Below are 16,078 nucleotides of genomic sequence, written 5' to 3' on the forward strand. Positions count from 1 at the left end.
GACGAAATTCCTAATTAAACAGGCCAGTTACCTTAGCAAGCTCGCCTGTTTAAGTACAATCAGCTTAGCCTTGTTCAACTGTTTGATTATCGATAAGCGGTGAGTTGCCACTTAACTCTTTCTTTAGCTCACTGTCTAAACGCCAAATTGCTTGCCACACTAAGTCGGTCGTTTGGGCGGTGTCGTCTACCCAATGTACCAATTTCATTTGGTAATCAACCGTGTCAAAGCCAATATTAGATACATCAGTATAGACGCGCTTTACCGCATCAATGGCGATTAAAGCGGCTTCGATCTTAGGGATGACGTTAAGAGGTTCAATCTCTTTACTCACCGACATAGAAAAACCGCCAGTAACAATCTGACCACTACTACTCACATTGTTTAAATTTGCATTTGCCAAGGTATTATTTGGAATAGAATACAAAGTATTGTCGGCTGTTTTCACTTTGGTGGTTCGCCAATTCATGTCAATTACTTCGCCCACTATTGGCCCGCCAGAGCTACCAAGACTAATCCAATCTCCTAACTTAAACGGCTTCTCTAAACTAATCGCAATCCCTGAAAATATATTCACCAGGTTTGACTGCAATGCCAAACCGAGAATCATTGCCACCAAACCAGAGGTCGCCAACAAGCTGGTGAGCTCTCGTTGATATACAAAGGACAAAATCGCAAATACAGCACCTATATAGGTAATGCCTCGCGTAAAGTGGCGCATAATTTTTGGCACTTGGCGGCCACTGCGTCGCTCGATGGGATCCCACAACAATACATCCACCAACAACGCTAAAGTTGAGGCGAACAATAGCCACCACAGCACATCAAAACAGTTGCTAGCAAATGATTGATTAGTATTTGGATAAGCCTGTGCCAACCAATCTAAAAATAGCGGTTCTGCCGAGGCGATAAATAAGGCGTAAAGCAGCTTATTGCCTAAGCCGTAAGCTCTCGACAACTGACCAAGTATCTTAAAATCAAGTACTAGAGCGTATAACAACCATGCTAGTACACTGGTATAAAAGATGATTTGTTGCCATTGGGCAGGAATACGCCCGCGCAGGCTAAGGGCGTTTTCAAAAACTGGCGTTACCGAGTTAAATCGAGAAAACTCCACTGCTTGTCTGTCTGAGTGAAGATACTTTGGATCTCCCAAGCTTCGCTTACGCAGAGTATCTTGAAATGACAGTGATGCTTTTTGACGCCATTGGCTATTATCGAATTGAACCTTATGCTGGTTTTTCACGTTTTTGTGAAGGCTTGTTTGGCCTAAGCCAACAATATCTGACACATAAATGAGTTCGCTTCTAGGCAGCGTTTTGTGGCGAAAACTCACTCCCAATTGATACTCACCAAAAGCTGCTCTGCCGGGTTTTGCATCAGCAATAAACGTTCCTTCAACTTGATAGAGTTGGTAAGTACTTAAACTAGTGTACGAAGATTCTATAGGTGTAGACAGCACCAGTTCACCGACAGAATTTAGAAATACGATATCTTCAGCGTTAACACCAGGAGTATTTCTAAACCAGATCTTAAATTTGGCCTGAAAAGTCATGTCTAGCGTAGAGAACTGATTAATGCTCTGCATCTCTACCCCGGTATACACCACATCAGTTCGGCGAGTGCTGAGCTGACTTTCGGGAGAAATTTGCAACTGCAGTGGCGCTGATACAAACGCCCCACCACTAAATAGTCCTACTTGCATGGGGCGCTGAACATTTCCTTGATGGTCAAAATACAAGGAATGAGTAAGCCCCCTCACCGACGCGCTTTGAGAGTTAAAACTTGCCAGTTTATTTTTTACCGCTGCTCGTTGGCTTGATATGCTTTTTTGGCTAAATAGCTCTGTTCCGCCAACATCAACAATGGCAGCGCTTAAGGCCTCCGAGGCGATAGTAGTCGCGTCAAAATACGCTGCAGACACACCGCTGGGTTCATAACCAAAATCTTGATTAAAATTACGATAAAACAACTGAGTAGACTCACTGGCCACATCAAACAACATGGGGCTAACCGCTAACATGCCATTAGTGAAGTAACCAGACACTTCTTGCTCTTGGCTACGCTGTTTAAACCGCTCTGGAAAACTCTGTTTACCGATTGATGAGCTACCAATAAACGTCCAGTTAGGATGCTGATGTTTTAGTTGGCTAACTAATACTTCACCTTGAACATCGCCTACCGCTAAAAACACCGCGCCGGTATGGCCAAATTGACTAATTTCTCGACTTATTTTGTGGGCCTGTTTCTCAATGTTACTGCTTGGTTCAACCATAAAGGGTTTAGTTTCTATACCAAACAGATCGGTGCGAGCTATAAATGCATCGGCCAGGGATACGCCAAATTTATCGTTGCTAAAGATCATTACAACTTTATCTTTGGCCAGACTGGCAATGTAATCGGCTACGAAACGCCCCTGTAACTTGTTATCTGGTATAACACGAAACGCCCAATCATTGTTCTGAGTAATTTCAGGTGCAGTGGCGGAAGCGCCAATCATTGGCATACCGATACGTTGATAGATTTTGGCTGCTTCAACTGAGGTATCAGAATCGCGGTGACCAAGAACCGCTATAACATTTGAGCTATTAACAAATTGATTGGCTATTTGCTCTGCTTTGGCGATGTTATTAGCATCATCGTACTGCTGAACAGACAGTGCTATTTGGCTGTCTAAACGTTGTTGATTGTATTGTTTAACAAATAGTTCAGCGCCTCTCACCATAGCCAGGCCTTTGTCTGCTTCAGGCCCAGTCATTGGCCCAACAACAGCTAATACCAGAGTGTTGGTATTGCTGTTGCTCAGCCAATGCTGTAAGTTTTCGTAACTGGTCACAACAGCACTGATTAACACCGCTATGCAGCCCAGTACTAACATGCGTCTGCGTAAGGTCCATCTCATCGTCAAAATAGTCTTCCTTTGCTATTTTTATTCAAAATAATTATCGGTAGCACGAGCAAATGCCTCTAATACTTTAGGCACTTGGATTTCACGTTTAAGCAATGCCTCGCGGCGCAGCGCGACAATGTATTGCTTAGACACTGTTACTGGCATTTGCGCCAAATTAGAGGGTTTATCCACCAACTGCATCGCGCGAGTAAACGCGACTTCTCCTTGCTCAAAAGGAGAAGCGCCAATAGACAGCATCATGCCGTCTTCTGAATTAAAGGCATTAATGCCAATTATTGGTAAAGGCGAATGTTGTTCGGTCCATTGTGCGACATCTTTGGCAGATACAAACTCTCCACCCTCGCCGCCTACCAATTTACGGTAGCCACCAACCAGTAAAAACTGGTAACGCCCAGCCAAAGACAGCACGGTTTGCTTCCATTCCTCAAAGCTACTCACCGCTAAATGGCCTTGGTAAAGAATGGGATCCCATTGTTGTTTGGCAAGGTAATCCGCGTCATGTTTCGCAGAAGAAGACTTATCAGATAAATAGATGACCTTTCCATCTAACTTTCCGGGTGTAGGCTGAGCTTCCACCAACAAGCGCAATACTTCTTTAATCGCCAACACTGATTTTCGTTCCAAAATCCCCGTTACATTATTGGCATTTTGGTAACCGTAAGTTTCTAGTTCGGCATTTACACCGGCAAATACAATCTGTAACTCAGGGCGGTCTAAATAATCGACCGCCACTAAACGCTGGGCGTCATCGTCAATAACAATCAATACATCGGGAAGATAAGAATCTACAACTCTATGGGCTACCACTGCAGCTCGGCGTTTAGCCGCTTCACTAGATTGATTTTTAGTGTTCATGTAGTGGTAACGAATATCCACATTTAGATGCGCGGTTTTCACCCGTTTAATGCCTTGATTAACCGTGCGAGTCCACGAGTAGTCGGTATCGTAGCTATGTAAAATTAAAATCCGAGGGCGAGATGCCCCCTCAACTAATGTGATGGTAATGGTGGCCACCAAAAAGCTTAACATCACTATACTTAATAAGATTTTTTTCATTAAATAAGGCCCATGCTTTGCCAATAAGGAATACTGGCGTACACCGCAATTAACTTAAATAAGTAGATCGCAATATTCATCTTCATGAGTTTGGCTTCGTCGTTGCTAACCACCCCAGTGGTTAAACTGAGGAACTGCATGTAATAAGACGCTTGAAACGGCCAAAAAAAGCTTTCTGAAAGAAACAGCACTAAGAACCCTATCACCCAGGGATTTACGCCAACTTCAATCGATGCAGGGATAAGCAAGGTCGCTAAGATGACCACGGTGGCGTTAATCGGTAATACCAGCCTCACTAAGCTCACGATTAGCGCTAACATGACCACAAATAAGGCCAAGCTTTCTTGCATATAAGCTGCTAACCAATAAATTTTTCCGGTCAGCCATACGTCTAGTTCAACTTGGTGAATAATATCGACCATACCGATTAAAGAACCGAGAAAAACTAGAAAGCTCCAATCAATCTTTTGCCTAAATTGATTAGGATTTAGAAAGCCAAACATCATCAAGTAAAACAAGATCGCCAACGCAACCCATGCCACCTCTATACGGTGAGTATTGGCAAACAATAAACTGGCAATAAGCACAATTAGGCCAAGAATAGATGACCATTCAGCGGGATTTAACGGGCCTAGAGTTTTTAGCTGCTGATCACTTATCGATTTAGGGATTGTTAAGTTTTGATTATTGCGATAAATCCAACACAGCGCGATGACATAAAGTAACAACAAAACTAAACCACAAACCACAGCGGCAATTAACCAGTCTAACCATTGAAAGTATTGCTGAACTTGCTGAGGCAGCATACCTAGCACAATAAAGTTAACCGATTTGCTGCTCACGAAAATAGGCGACAGTAAGCTCGCGCCAAACAGCAAGCTGGCTTTTAAACGCGGCCCTTCTTGTTCGCGAGCTTCTTTTGAAGCGCCACTGAGCAAGTCTTTTAAGAAAGGCGCAACAATAGTCACTCGGCCATTAACCGTTGGTACAACTGGGGTAAGTAACGCTCCGACACTAAAAAAGCTAAGGTTATACCAAATCTTTGAGGCTGGCCCAATTAACAGTAAATGCAATAACATGCGATAACTTAAGCCTGAAGAACGTATCACCGCACTTAATCCCAAAATACTTAAAGCCATAAAAAAGCTATTGCTAGAGAATCCTGAAAATGCCGATTCGCTACTGGTAATCCCCAACAACACTGCGCTTAACACCGCAAATAAACCCGGCACATAATCGGGGAGTAAACGAAAAATCCACATGATCGAACATATGCCCAGAATGGAAGCAAAATAGATGGCATCTTGATGCAGGCCTTCGTCGCTATATTGCAGGCCCATGTAAATCATAACTGGGGTAATTAAAGCAAACAGCCAACCAATCAGTAATCGGTATCCAATCTCTACTTCTGGCTGTTTAGATAAATCTACTTCTACATGGGTTTGCCCAGCTAAACGTGCGTGAAAACTATCCAGCAAACTTTGCTTGAAGCTTGAATACCTAACCAGAGTTTTTATTGTTTCTAGTGGGAGCACAACTACCTCGGCGCAATCTACAACTTCAATATCGTAAATGTAGCTGCGCATACCGAGTGCTGACTCCTCACCGAAAAAACCACTAATGGGCCCTTTAACTTGGTCTTTATTAGTAGTTTCTAGCTCCCCCTCTAGTAAATAATAAAGCTTATCTGCAGTATCACCGGTATGACAAAGACGCTCGCCAGCAGCTAGTTTCTCGATACTTATATTTGCTAATAACCGTGCTAGATCTTCTTTATCACACCCAGCAAAGGCCGGCGTTGCCTTAAGAAAATCCCCCAATGCTTGTAACTGCGCTGAATCACTCATGGCAATATTGCTTCGTAGAGGTGACGGCATGTACTTGATACTCTGCACCGGGAACCAAAATGTATTCACTTGCGCCTTGTCTAGACGCAGGGTTCCCCCAATCAAAGGTGTAACCTAAGCCAGTCCAAGGAACGCCTGCCGTAGCTCGAAAACTTTTGAAATATAACTGCTGGTAATAATTGGCGTAGTTATCTATCCCCTTTACCGAGCCAGTAATGTTGCTTGCCTCTAATTGGCAACTGCTATCGTTAGTTTCTGGGTCAACACAAGGGCGAAATAGATCGTCAGGCTTAACATACAGGCTCACTATAGCGTCGTAATGCCAATTGGGGTCAAGGCCTAGATATTGCTTTAAGCGCAAGGCTAATTGTTCCTGCTCTAAACCAGGATGTTGTTTAACGTAGTATTGGCAAAACTGACGTAACTGCGGCGCCAAGCTTACCCAAATTGGATAGTCTGGGTTTTCTGAACTGTGGGTGTTAGGTAAGATGAACTGGTCAATCGCTTGTTGGTTTTTCCAAGTCACTACCAACACTTTGTCGCCTTGTTCGTTCCATTGCAGCGACTCATTTTGTTGGTTGAGAGCGAACAAGTTGTGACTCACATCTTGGTTACTTGGAAATGCAGCTTGAACAACTGCGTCTTGGTAGTTGCTGTCTAGGTTCGTTAAATGTTGGCTACAGCCAACTAACGCACAGAGGCTTAATAGCAAGCTCATTGCGGAGGTTGTTAATGGTTTCACGATTTGTCCCTAAATCTATCTTGGCAGTTCCATTGCCACTGCGTGCATATAACCAAAATGCACTAGCTAATTGTTACCATAAATGGAATTTTGTATTTGTTATTAATATGTAACGAAAGGCGAGTTACTTAATTGCAATCGCTATTACTAATAGAATTACCATAAAGACGAGTAAATTTCTGCTTTAACGCAATTTAAATGTTAAATGCGTGTATCAAGATATGGACGAATTTAATGTAAAAAGACCTCTGTAAGATATTTTTATCATTTATTAATATTTTTGATATACCATCAAGGCATAAGAGATTGAACGGCATTTAGTACAATTCATCACGAAATACTTACGGAGATAAACCAAATGAAGGTATTAAGAGGCACTTGTTTGTGTGAAGCGGTAAGATTTGAAGCAGAGGATAACTTCGAGCAGTTTCATCTTTGCCATTGTGACCAATGCAAAAAGATCTCCGGTGGTGCCCACGTATCCAACTTGTTTTTAACACCGAGCCGCTTTACGTGGTTAAGTGGAAAGCAGCAAATAAACCAATATGATGTTCCTGGTAGGAATATTTCCAATGCTTTTTGTAAACACTGCGGCAGCCCTGTTCCCTATCTGTCGTCGAGTAAACGCTGGGTAATTGTTCCGGCTGGATCATTAGATAGCAGCCCAAGCTTAGCGCCTCAAGACCATATTTTTGTAAAAGAAAAAGCGACCTGGTACAAAAACATAAGGGGCATTAAACAGTATTCTGGATTTCCTGAATAAACCGCTTTAGGCGGCCGATACTACAGCTTTGTTTCGGCCACTTTCTTTTGCTTTATACAGAGCTTGGTCAGCATGACTCATCAATTGCTCTATGCTTTCTTCGGCTTCCATCAAGGCAACACCAATACTGGTAGTAAATCGTACCTGTACGACGCCAGTGTTTAGGTAAATCCTTTCTACCGCGCTACGTAAACGTTCGGCGGTGTGAATAGCCGTATCTTTATCAGAGTACAAGGCAAGTCCAAACTCTTCCCCACCCAAGCGACCCAACACGTCACCGTCTCGAATTTCACTTTCAATAGTGGTCGCAAACAGCTTGAGCGCTTGATCACCAACAGCATGCCCATGATTATCATTAATCTTTTTAAAATGATCGATATCGAACATCAGCATAGACATGGGGTGCGAGCGATTTCGGCAACTGTCGAACATAGCTTCTGATTTAGCCATAAAGCTGCGTCGGTTATTGATTCCAGTAAGCGGATCGGTACGCGCTTCTTTCTCGGCTTCTGATTTAGCCACTTCTAAAGCGTGAGTGCGCTCAGACACCAATATTTCTAACTCTTGCTTAGCGCGCTCTAATTGGCTGCGGTAACGTAACTCCGCTTGTTCTTTTAAGCGTCGTAATCTGAACAAGTGGATCCCCATGGCAACCATGATCACCATCATTTCACTGTAAGACGCCACTACGGGCCAATAATAAGTAACAAAAGTATGTTCAACTAAGCCTAGGTCACGCAAGGCTTGGCTAAATAGACCAATAATCAACACTGTCCAGCCTAAGGTGTATACAGCGGACTCTTTAGACCCTTGATACCAACGAATAAGACTGGCAATGGCTAACACAGGGTAAAGCAGTAAGGCGATAGTAATAAGCACTACCGAGAACACGGTTTCTCTGGTTAACGCGGCTAATGCCAATAAACCTGCATTTAGAATCATAAACTTGAGAACGTAGTCTAAACGCGGCGTATTAACTTTAGTCTGGAGAAAAATTCGAGCAAAGATAACCCCTGTCATAATAGACATAGCTCCCGTGAGAGACATGTAACTCCAGTGAAAATCTTCTCGTACAAAGAACATATGACTAAAGCCAAGAATGGTTGGCCAGGTGGCTAACTTAGTCCCAGCATAAACGAAATAGGCATAATAAGTTTTGTCGTTTGTGGCTACACCAGTAACTAAAGAAATAATTGCCATCAGTGCTAATCCACCGACTAAAAAGGCGATACTTCCCAGTTCAATGCTTTGCACATAGTGCATTTTGTCTGGCTGCCAGAGCCTTAGGTCTGGGAATACAAAGCCCTTCTCGTCTGAGCCAAATCGAAAATAGAATTGATAAGTCTCTCCTGCTCCTAGCTCTACCGGCACAACAAAACGTTGGTGACTGACTAAGCGCTCTGAAAAGGGATTGCTAAGGGCGAGATCTGCTATCTCAAGAAAGCTTGGTGCGCTTGTATTACGCTGATAAGCACTTAAATAAATCAGCTGATGGTCTACATACTCTAGATTGAGAGTAATAGGTTTATCACTATCATTATGTAGGTAGAAAACGCTCCAAAACGCGCCGGCCTGTAAACCCGTAGAACCTTTGCTTTTTAGCGGGGAGAATTTATGTAAACGAAAAGCGGCAATGGCATCGGCTAAATCAGCGCTACCACTTTCATCATGCCACACATGAAAGTACTGCCCTAAACGGCTGCCATCTTCTAAGCCATTTACATGTAAGGCCGTTAAAGACTCAGCATATGTTTTAGTTGCAACTAACCCGCAAAATAGTAGAACGAAAACGGTCAGCACCTGCTGACTTAAGCTGCGTAAAGAGTTAATTGTCATGATGATGTTGCGTAAATACGCTTTCCCTGCGTTGAGTGAAGTAGCTCTATTTCTAATGTTCGTACAGCCCTGTAACAAAACATTAACCACTATCCAAGAAGCTTAAAGACAAACGTTAAAGAAGTCTACGGGGCGGGCTCTAATTAGCGATTTGTCATCACGAAAATTAAGGCCTCGGCAACGATGCCTAAACTACATTTTATTGACTGCTCCCGTAGTATAGACAAGCCAATAAAAAAGCAGCCATTAGGCTGCTTTTTTATTTTAAGCGGTAGATTTACATCACAGGTAAATCAATATTGGTAAACAACGCCTCTACTTCATCCAGCGACTTAGCTTGCACAGCTTTATCTACAATATCTCTAGTTAAGTGTGGAGCAAATCGTTCAATAAAGTCGTACATATAAGTACGCAAGAACGTGCCTTTTCTAAAACAAATCTTTGTTGTGCTGGCTCTAAATAAATGGCTCGCGTCAATCGCCACTAAATCTTGGTCATGTTGCTTATCAATGGCCATACTGGCTAGTACGCCCACACCAATCCCCATACGCACATAAGTTTTTATTACATCTGCATCGGTAGCAGTAAATACAATTTTAGGTACTTTACCTGCTCGGCCAAAGGCATCATCGAGATCAGAGCGACCTGTAAAGCCGAAGATGTAAGTAACAATCGAGTGTTTAGCCAAATCGTTAACGGTAACAACTTCTCCGTTAAGGTGTTTTTTAGCTAACTCGTGCTCTTTAGGCACCAGAATACTGCGATTCCAGTGATAACAGGGCAACATCACTAAATCAGAGAAAATGTGCAGTGCTTCAGTTGCAATAGCAAAGTCGGCACTTCCCTTGGCAACCGCTTCGTTAATTTGATTCGGCGTTCCTTGATGCATATTCAAGGACACATTAGGGTAACGATGAATAAAGCCTTGAATCACTTCAGGCAATGCATAACGTGCTTGAGTATGAGTGGTTGATATATTCAAGGAGCCTTGATCAGGGTGAGTATGCTGGTTAGCCACTGCCTTAATGCTCTCCACCTTAGCCATGATCTCGTTACTAATGCGGATAATTTCCTTACCCGCAGGAGTCACTTGGCTGAGGTGTTTGCCGCTACGTTTAAAAATTTGAACACCAAGCTCATCTTCTAATAAGCGTATCTGCTTACTGATGCCCGGCTGGGAGGTATACAAGCTTTCCGCAGTCGCCGACACATTAAGGTTATTGTTAACGACTTCTACGATGTAACGTAACTGCTGCAATTTCATGTAGTTAAATTCTCTGGCGCGAAACTCCAACTAACTGCCCGTTAGTGGGTTTCTTATTACATTTTTTTATAAGTATATAATCAAACAACCAGAGAATGAAATGTCTTTCCACTACATATTTGTCAGTCGTTAATTAGTTCAAATTTCTCACTAATTGTGCCGAATTCTGTTTTAGTAAACGTAAGGTGGCCCCTGCTCCCATCACCGAGACTAACAAGGTGCCAATCACTGGGCCTAATAACCATAATCCCCAGTTAATCGACGCACCAATATCAAATACCATCACTTGCAATAGTAGTAAGATAGTCTGTGCTGCGCTCGCGGCAATAAAACCCGCTAAGAACCCTAGAATAACAAATTCATAAATAACAGCATTGCGCAGTAACTTAGCGCTGGCCCCCAAGGTACGCAATATCACAGTCTGTTGCCTGCGCTCTTCTAATGAACTTTGCACCTGCGCATACAGCACTAAACTACTAGCTAGCAACACCACCACTAATACCAAACGCAGTGCCAATGCCACTTGATCGACAACTTGCGACAACTGTGTAATCAGCGCTTTTACATTAATAAGAACCAAGGTAGGAAAACTGGCCATGGTTTCAGCCATCCAGGCACTTTTGTTTTCAGGTAAATTAAAGGAGGTTAAATAGCCAGTGGGAAAATCTTTTAAAATGTCTTGGCTAAGCAGCACATAAAAGTTGGGTTGCATTGTATTCCAATCAACGCTGCGGACACTGGTCACATTTACCACTATCTCGCTCGCACCCACCATAAAGCCAAGTTTATCGCCAACAGTAATATTGAGGCGCTGAGCAAAATCTTGTTCTACCGAGGCTTCATTTACACTGCTCGCGTTTAGCCATTCTCCTTCTAATAGCGCATTCCGGTAAGGCAAGTTAGCCACGCTACTCAAATTAAGCTCTCGCCCAGCACCACGCCTACGTGATGAATTTTTTTCCGAGTATTCACCCTCGCGCTGTTGGCTTACCACTTCGTCGTTAATAGAGACTAATCGGCCACGTAGCATAGGGAACATTTCAGTAAGTTCTACATTCTCGTTTTCAAAGCGCGCGTTGATTAACGGTTTCTGAGGCTCGCTAATATTGTACATAAAGTGATTGGGCGCACCCTCAGGCAACTGTTGTTGCCATTCACTAATCAAATCTTGTTGAATAACCCAAACCACCAAGGCCAATTTAATCGCCACCGTAAAACCAATCAGTTGCACTCGATTTTGTTTGGCACGTTTGTACAATGATGAAACTGCAATTTTAAGGCTCAAATTACGCAGGCTAGCGGCGCGTTTTTTACCAAACCACAACAGTAACTGGCTAATAACCAGCAACAAAGCCACTGCTGCAATACCAACACCTAGCAGTATTAAGCTCAACATTAGCGAACCGCTGTAAAGCAGCAGCAATACAAATACACTTAACAGCATCCAAATTCCAACCCACAGTGGGTTTACCACTCCATCATCGCTGTCGCGACGAATCACTCGCATAGGTGCGATGTCGAAGAGTTGAATAAGTGTAGGAAGAGTAAAGGTAATCCCGCAGATAAGTCCGCTGCCTATCGCCATTAAGTAAGGCGAGGCGCCGGCACTAGGAAGTGTTATATTCAGCAAGCTTTCTACGTAATTTGCCACAGGCCATTGAACGATAAACGCCACCCCAACGCCAATCACAATAGAGGCCACGATAACCGCAAAAAAATGCCCTAAATAAATGGCCCTAATTTGCGGCTTGCTAGCGCCTAATACTTTAAACATTGCGACCGTGTCGTAATGTCGCTGGCAATATAAACGGCTAGCAACAGCAATAGCTGCACTGGCCAATAAAATGCCAATAAGGCCAGCCAATAATAAAAATTGCTGCGCCTTCTGCAAAGCGCCAGCCAAGGGCGAATCACCACTGCTTACATTAACTAAACGTTGATTGTCGGCTAACAGCGGTTTCACCCAGTTTTCAAATTCAGCTAAATTAGTCTTTTCTCCAGCAAACATGTAGCGATACGCCAAACGGCTACCAGGTTGTACTACTTCCGTTTTGGCTACATCATTAATATTAATAATGACTCGGGGGGCCGTCATAAACACACTAAACGGCGCATCAGGTTCATTAACAATTCGCCCGCTAATAATAAACTCAGCTTCACCTATTTCTATGGCATCACCTACATCAACCTTAAGTTGATAAAATAATCGTTCAGCCAACCAAGCCTCTCCAACCGCAATGCCCTGTTTTTGCGCGGCATCACTGCCAGCCACATCTGAGCTAATCCGTAAGCTACCTTTTAAGGGATATTGCTCTGACACCGCTTTGACGCTGGCAAGCACTAGGTTTTCGTTACCATAAACCATTGATGGAAAAAGCAGTTGCTCAGCGTAATCGAGCTCGAGGTCATCCGCTTGTTCAGCTAAGGGTAAATCTACCGGATGAGCACTACGCACCACCCTATCTGCGGCAATAAAGTCACCACTTTTATTAAAAATAGCCTGTTCCATGCGGTCGGTAATACTGGTAAACAGCCATACAGAACTCACAGCCAATACAATGGCTGCGGCAACAATGGTTAACTCGCCTCGGCGTAATTCAGCTCGAAACAAACGCCATATCAAACTTTTCATGGTTTGTTCCTTATTGCTTGATAATTCTGCCAGCTTGCAAAGTAATTTGCCTTGCACAACGTTCTGCTAACTTAAGCTCGTGAGTCACTAGTACAAGCGTTGTGCCTGACTGCTGATTTAGTTCAAACAATAAATCTTCAATAATTTGACCATTACTGTTATCGAGATTTGCCGAGGGTTCATCGGCAAACAACACTTTTGGTTGGCTGATAAATGCGCGAGCAATTGCTACCCTTTGCTGCTCACCACCAGAGAGTTGGTTTGGATAATGGTCGTGTCTTTCTGCCAAACCTACTTTTTCTAACCACTGTTCTGCCAATTGCCTAGCGTTAGCTACCCCCTTAAGCTCAGCAGGTAACATAACGTTCTCAAGCGCCGATAAAGCAGGGACCAATAAAAACTGTTGGAAAATAAAGCCTACGTTTTCACGTCTTAAACTGGCTCTTTGCTCTTCGTCCAAAGATTCCAAGTTTTGCCCACACAAGTTAACATTGCCTTGGCTAGCGCTATCTAAGCCTGCCAGAATACTTAACAAGGTGGTTTTCCCCGAACCAGATGCGCCTACTATGGCCAAAGACTCACCTTGCTTTATTTGCAGGTTTATATCGTTCAATAAACTCAGGTTTCCGGCATGAGTTGCAACATGATGATTGAGTCCGCTGGCGTTTATGATTATGTTAGGCGCTAAAGTTGATTCGGTTGTTGGCATAAAAGTAGGTGCTCAAGAATGATGGTTAGACACAAAAGTAAAAGTTTTTCGCTGTTCGCACTATTTGTTTTACTCTTTTTTACATTGAATACAAAAGCTTTCTCTAATTCAAAATCTATTTTGATATTAGGCGACAGTTTAAGCGCAGGTTATGGCATGACAATCGACCAAGGTTGGGTTGCGCTCAGTCAACAATACTACAACGTGAATAATCAGCCAGTAGATCTTATCAACGCCAGTATTAGTGGCGAAACTACAGCTGGCGGGTTACGACGCCTTCCTAGCTTACTGGAACAACATAACATTGATTGGTTACTGATTGAATTAGGTGGGAACGACGGTTTACAAGGTCACCCAACCAGTAATATTGAAAACAACTTAAACGCAATAATCGACTTGGCAAAGCAACACGATGTGCAGGTGGCATTAATGCAGATCCGTATTCCCCCTAACTATGGAAAGCGATACCGCCAAGCCTTTGAAGGACTTTACCCAAAAATTGCTGAACAGAAGCAAGTTAGCTACCTGCCCTTTTTTATTGAAGATATAGCGACTCAAACACATTTGATGCAAAACGATGGGATTCACCCTAATCAACAGGCACAGCCAATGATTAGCGAGCAAATGCAGCAGCAATTACTCGATTTGCTTTACAACTAGTTAGCCCGTTTGAGCAAAGCCATTTTGGTCTTGTAGTAGTTGTGACAAAGACGCTACGCGATCTTGCATCACCTTAATGGCCTCAAACTGATTCAGTGTTTTACGTTCATCTAACACCATGCCCGCTTCTATCGTCATTAACGTATACGTTTGCTCGCTAACCTCAACCACTACACAACGCGTTTGCGAATGCTCGGTTTGTAAAACAGCCAAGCTACCCAGTTCCAGCAGATTTTGCGAAGAAGTCGCGATACTTTTGAAAAACCAACTTTGCGGCATTAAAGGTTTTAGAAATTGCGCTGAGGCAACAGCATTAAGGCAAATTTGAACTTTGATGGGATCTGACCAATTAAAGGATTCTAATTGCTCTAGAAATTGATAATAAAGCTGAGTGTGCTCGGCAGTAAATGGGCTGTCTTCTTGGGCATGTTGAACACAACGCTTTTTACACAACTTAGACACAAACAACATATTCGGCCCTAACTCAAGAGTCATTACTCCCTTATTAGAATCAAATACCCAGTGCCATTGTTTATTAGGTTGAATTAACATTATTTAAAAACAGAACTATCCGTGTTGAGCTCACTTAATAAACAAATGTACTACGTGAGCCCAACAAAAACAAATATATTTACTATTTTTTATACCGCATTCGATATTTGTTTAATCAATTCCGGGCCTTTGTAAATAAATCCACTATAAACCTGAACTAATTTAGCGCCTGCATCCATTTTTTCTTTTGCAGCCATGGCTGAATCTATTCCACCTACCCCGATAATTGGGATCTCAGATTTCAAATAATGATCTAATTTTCGAATCACTTCGGTAGACTTTAATTGCAAAGGACGACCACTCAAGCCACCGGCTTCAGCGGCGTGCGGCATACCCTCAATCATAGAACGCTCAAGGGTGGTATTGGTGGCGATAACGCCATCAAGTTTATATTTGAGTAAAGAGTCACTTATCTGTTCAATTTCATCTTCAGATAAATCTGGTGCAATTTTGATCAATAAAGGAACGTGTTTATTATATTGCTGAGTTAATTGATCTTTACGTTCAGTCAGATCCTTTAATAGATCTTCTAATGCTTCACCATATTGTAAAGATCGTAAACCAGGGGTATTTGGACTAGATATATTAACAGCAATGTATGAAGCATGTGGAAACGCTTTATTCATGCCTATTAAATAATCATCTTTTCCTTTCTCAACAGGAGTATCAAAGTTTTTCCCAATATTGATCCCAAGGATCCCTTTAAACTGACTTTGTTCTACATTATTTATTAAATTATCGATCCCTAAGTTATTAAAGCCCATACGATTAATTAAACCGTCGGCTTCTAATACCCTAAAGATACGTGGTTTGTCATTACCCGACTGTGCACGTGGTGTAACCGTACCTACTTCAACAAAACCAAAGCCCATTGCGTCAAATGCTTGAATACACTCACCGTTTTTATCTAAACCAGCGGCTAAGCCCACCGGATTAGGGAATGTAAGCCCCATTAGATCTACCGGGTTAGAAGGTACATGTTGGCGATAAACACGATCTAACAGTGTTCCACCAGTGCGTTTAAACATCTCGATAGTAAGATCGTGAGCGCGTTCTGGATCAAGTTGGAAAATTAGTTTTCGAGCAAGTGGGTAATACATTTAAAC

Annotated in this window: 12 protein-coding genes; 2 read left to right on the forward strand and 10 right to left on the reverse strand. The window is 42.7% G+C overall.

Annotation, left to right across the window (positions count from 1 at the left end):
* Positions 1 to 64 precede the first annotated feature (64 nt).
* Genes FFR00_RS08300 through FFR00_RS08315 form a run of 4 tightly spaced genes read right to left on the reverse strand, consistent with a single transcriptional unit; the run spans position 65 to position 6,556 of the window.
* The gene (locus FFR00_RS08300; protein WP_235836195.1) at positions 65 to 2,902 is read right to left on the reverse strand and encodes an ABC transporter substrate-binding protein; all 2,838 of its coding nucleotides are present in this window, start codon (positions 2,900 to 2,902) and stop codon (positions 65 to 67) included.
* A 27-nt stretch (positions 2,903 to 2,929) separates the two neighbouring features.
* On the reverse strand, positions 2,930 to 3,967 hold the full coding sequence (locus FFR00_RS08305) for a hypothetical protein (RefSeq protein WP_137672931.1): 1,038 nt from the start codon (positions 3,965 to 3,967) through the stop codon (positions 2,930 to 2,932).
* Complete coding sequence (locus tag FFR00_RS08310; RefSeq protein WP_137672932.1) at positions 3,967 to 5,844, reverse strand: SLC13 family permease; 1,878 nt, start codon at positions 5,842 to 5,844, stop codon at positions 3,967 to 3,969. Before FFR00_RS08310 ends, FFR00_RS08305 begins: the two co-directional genes overlap by 1 nt.
* Complete coding sequence (locus FFR00_RS08315) at positions 5,807 to 6,556, reverse strand: hypothetical protein (RefSeq protein WP_137672933.1); 750 nt, start codon at positions 6,554 to 6,556, stop codon at positions 5,807 to 5,809. The genes FFR00_RS08310 and FFR00_RS08315 overlap by 38 nt, the downstream gene beginning before the upstream one ends.
* A gap of 358 nt (positions 6,557 to 6,914) precedes the next feature.
* On the opposite strand from FFR00_RS08315, the gene FFR00_RS08320 reads away from it, so the two are divergent.
* Positions 6,915 to 7,319, forward strand: coding sequence for a GFA family protein (locus tag FFR00_RS08320; protein WP_137672934.1), 405 nt, complete (start codon positions 6,915 to 6,917; stop codon positions 7,317 to 7,319).
* Positions 7,320 to 7,325: 6 nt separating this feature from the next.
* On the opposite strand, the gene FFR00_RS08325 is transcribed toward FFR00_RS08320, so the two are convergent.
* The 4 genes from FFR00_RS08325 to FFR00_RS08340 form a co-directional block, all read right to left on the reverse strand.
* Positions 7,326 to 9,155 (reverse strand): diguanylate cyclase, encoded by a 1,830-nt coding sequence (locus FFR00_RS08325; protein ID WP_137672935.1) that lies wholly within the window; start codon positions 9,153 to 9,155, stop codon positions 7,326 to 7,328.
* Between the two features lie 277 nt (positions 9,156 to 9,432).
* Positions 9,433 to 10,419, reverse strand: coding sequence for an HTH-type transcriptional regulator CysB (gene cysB, locus FFR00_RS08330; protein WP_137672936.1), 987 nt, complete (start codon positions 10,417 to 10,419; stop codon positions 9,433 to 9,435).
* A gap of 133 nt (positions 10,420 to 10,552) precedes the next feature.
* On the reverse strand, positions 10,553 to 13,051 hold the full coding sequence (locus tag FFR00_RS08335; RefSeq protein ID WP_137672937.1) for an ABC transporter permease: 2,499 nt from the start codon (positions 13,049 to 13,051) through the stop codon (positions 10,553 to 10,555).
* Between the two features lie 10 nt (positions 13,052 to 13,061).
* Positions 13,062 to 13,760: an ABC transporter ATP-binding protein gene (locus FFR00_RS08340; protein WP_137672938.1), complete on the reverse strand. Its 699-nt coding sequence runs from the start codon at positions 13,758 to 13,760 to the stop codon at positions 13,062 to 13,064.
* Between the two features lie 21 nt (positions 13,761 to 13,781).
* Between FFR00_RS08340 and FFR00_RS08345 the strand changes: the two genes are divergently transcribed.
* Positions 13,782 to 14,420 carry an arylesterase gene (locus tag FFR00_RS08345; RefSeq protein ID WP_137673115.1) on the forward strand — a complete coding sequence of 213 codons (639 nt, stop codon included), beginning with the start codon at positions 13,782 to 13,784 and terminating at the stop codon, positions 14,418 to 14,420.
* On the opposite strand, the gene FFR00_RS08350 is transcribed toward FFR00_RS08345, so the two are convergent.
* Positions 14,421 to 14,972: a cell division protein ZapC domain-containing protein gene (locus FFR00_RS08350; RefSeq protein WP_137672939.1), complete on the reverse strand. Its 552-nt coding sequence runs from the start codon at positions 14,970 to 14,972 to the stop codon at positions 14,421 to 14,423.
* An 89-nt stretch (positions 14,973 to 15,061) separates the two neighbouring features.
* Entirely contained in the window at positions 15,062 to 16,072 is a 1,011-nt protein-coding gene (gene pyrD / locus FFR00_RS08355; protein ID WP_137672940.1) for a quinone-dependent dihydroorotate dehydrogenase, read from the reverse strand.
* Between the last annotated feature and the right edge of the window lie 6 nt (positions 16,073 to 16,078).

This window comes from Agarivorans sp. Toyoura001, assembly GCF_005405585.1.
Lineage (GTDB): Bacteria > Pseudomonadota > Gammaproteobacteria > Enterobacterales > Celerinatantimonadaceae > Agarivorans.

Coding starts and splice junctions, on each gene's coding strand:
- FFR00_RS08345 (WP_137673115.1), top strand. CDS start 13,782: ATGGTTAGACACAAAAGTAAAAGTTTTTCGCTGTTCGCACTATTTGTT.
- FFR00_RS08300 (WP_235836195.1), bottom strand. CDS start 2,902: ATGAGATGGACCTTACGCAGACGCATGTTAGTACTGGGCTGCATAGCG.
- FFR00_RS08305 (WP_137672931.1), bottom strand. CDS start 3,967: ATGAAAAAAATCTTATTAAGTATAGTGATGTTAAGCTTTTTGGTGGCC.
- FFR00_RS08350 (WP_137672939.1), bottom strand. CDS start 14,972: ATGTTAATTCAACCTAATAAACAATGGCACTGGGTATTTGATTCTAAT.
- FFR00_RS08340 (WP_137672938.1), bottom strand. CDS start 13,760: ATGCCAACAACCGAATCAACTTTAGCGCCTAACATAATCATAAACGCC.
- FFR00_RS08325 (WP_137672935.1), bottom strand. CDS start 9,155: ATGACAATTAACTCTTTACGCAGCTTAAGTCAGCAGGTGCTGACCGTT.
- FFR00_RS08310 (WP_137672932.1), bottom strand. CDS start 5,844: ATGCCGTCACCTCTACGAAGCAATATTGCCATGAGTGATTCAGCGCAG.
- FFR00_RS08320 (WP_137672934.1), top strand. CDS start 6,915: ATGAAGGTATTAAGAGGCACTTGTTTGTGTGAAGCGGTAAGATTTGAA.
- cysB (WP_137672936.1), bottom strand. CDS start 10,419: ATGAAATTGCAGCAGTTACGTTACATCGTAGAAGTCGTTAACAATAAC.
- pyrD (WP_137672940.1), bottom strand. CDS start 16,072: ATGTATTACCCACTTGCTCGAAAACTAATTTTCCAACTTGATCCAGAA.
- FFR00_RS08335 (WP_137672937.1), bottom strand. CDS start 13,051: ATGAAAAGTTTGATATGGCGTTTGTTTCGAGCTGAATTACGCCGAGGC.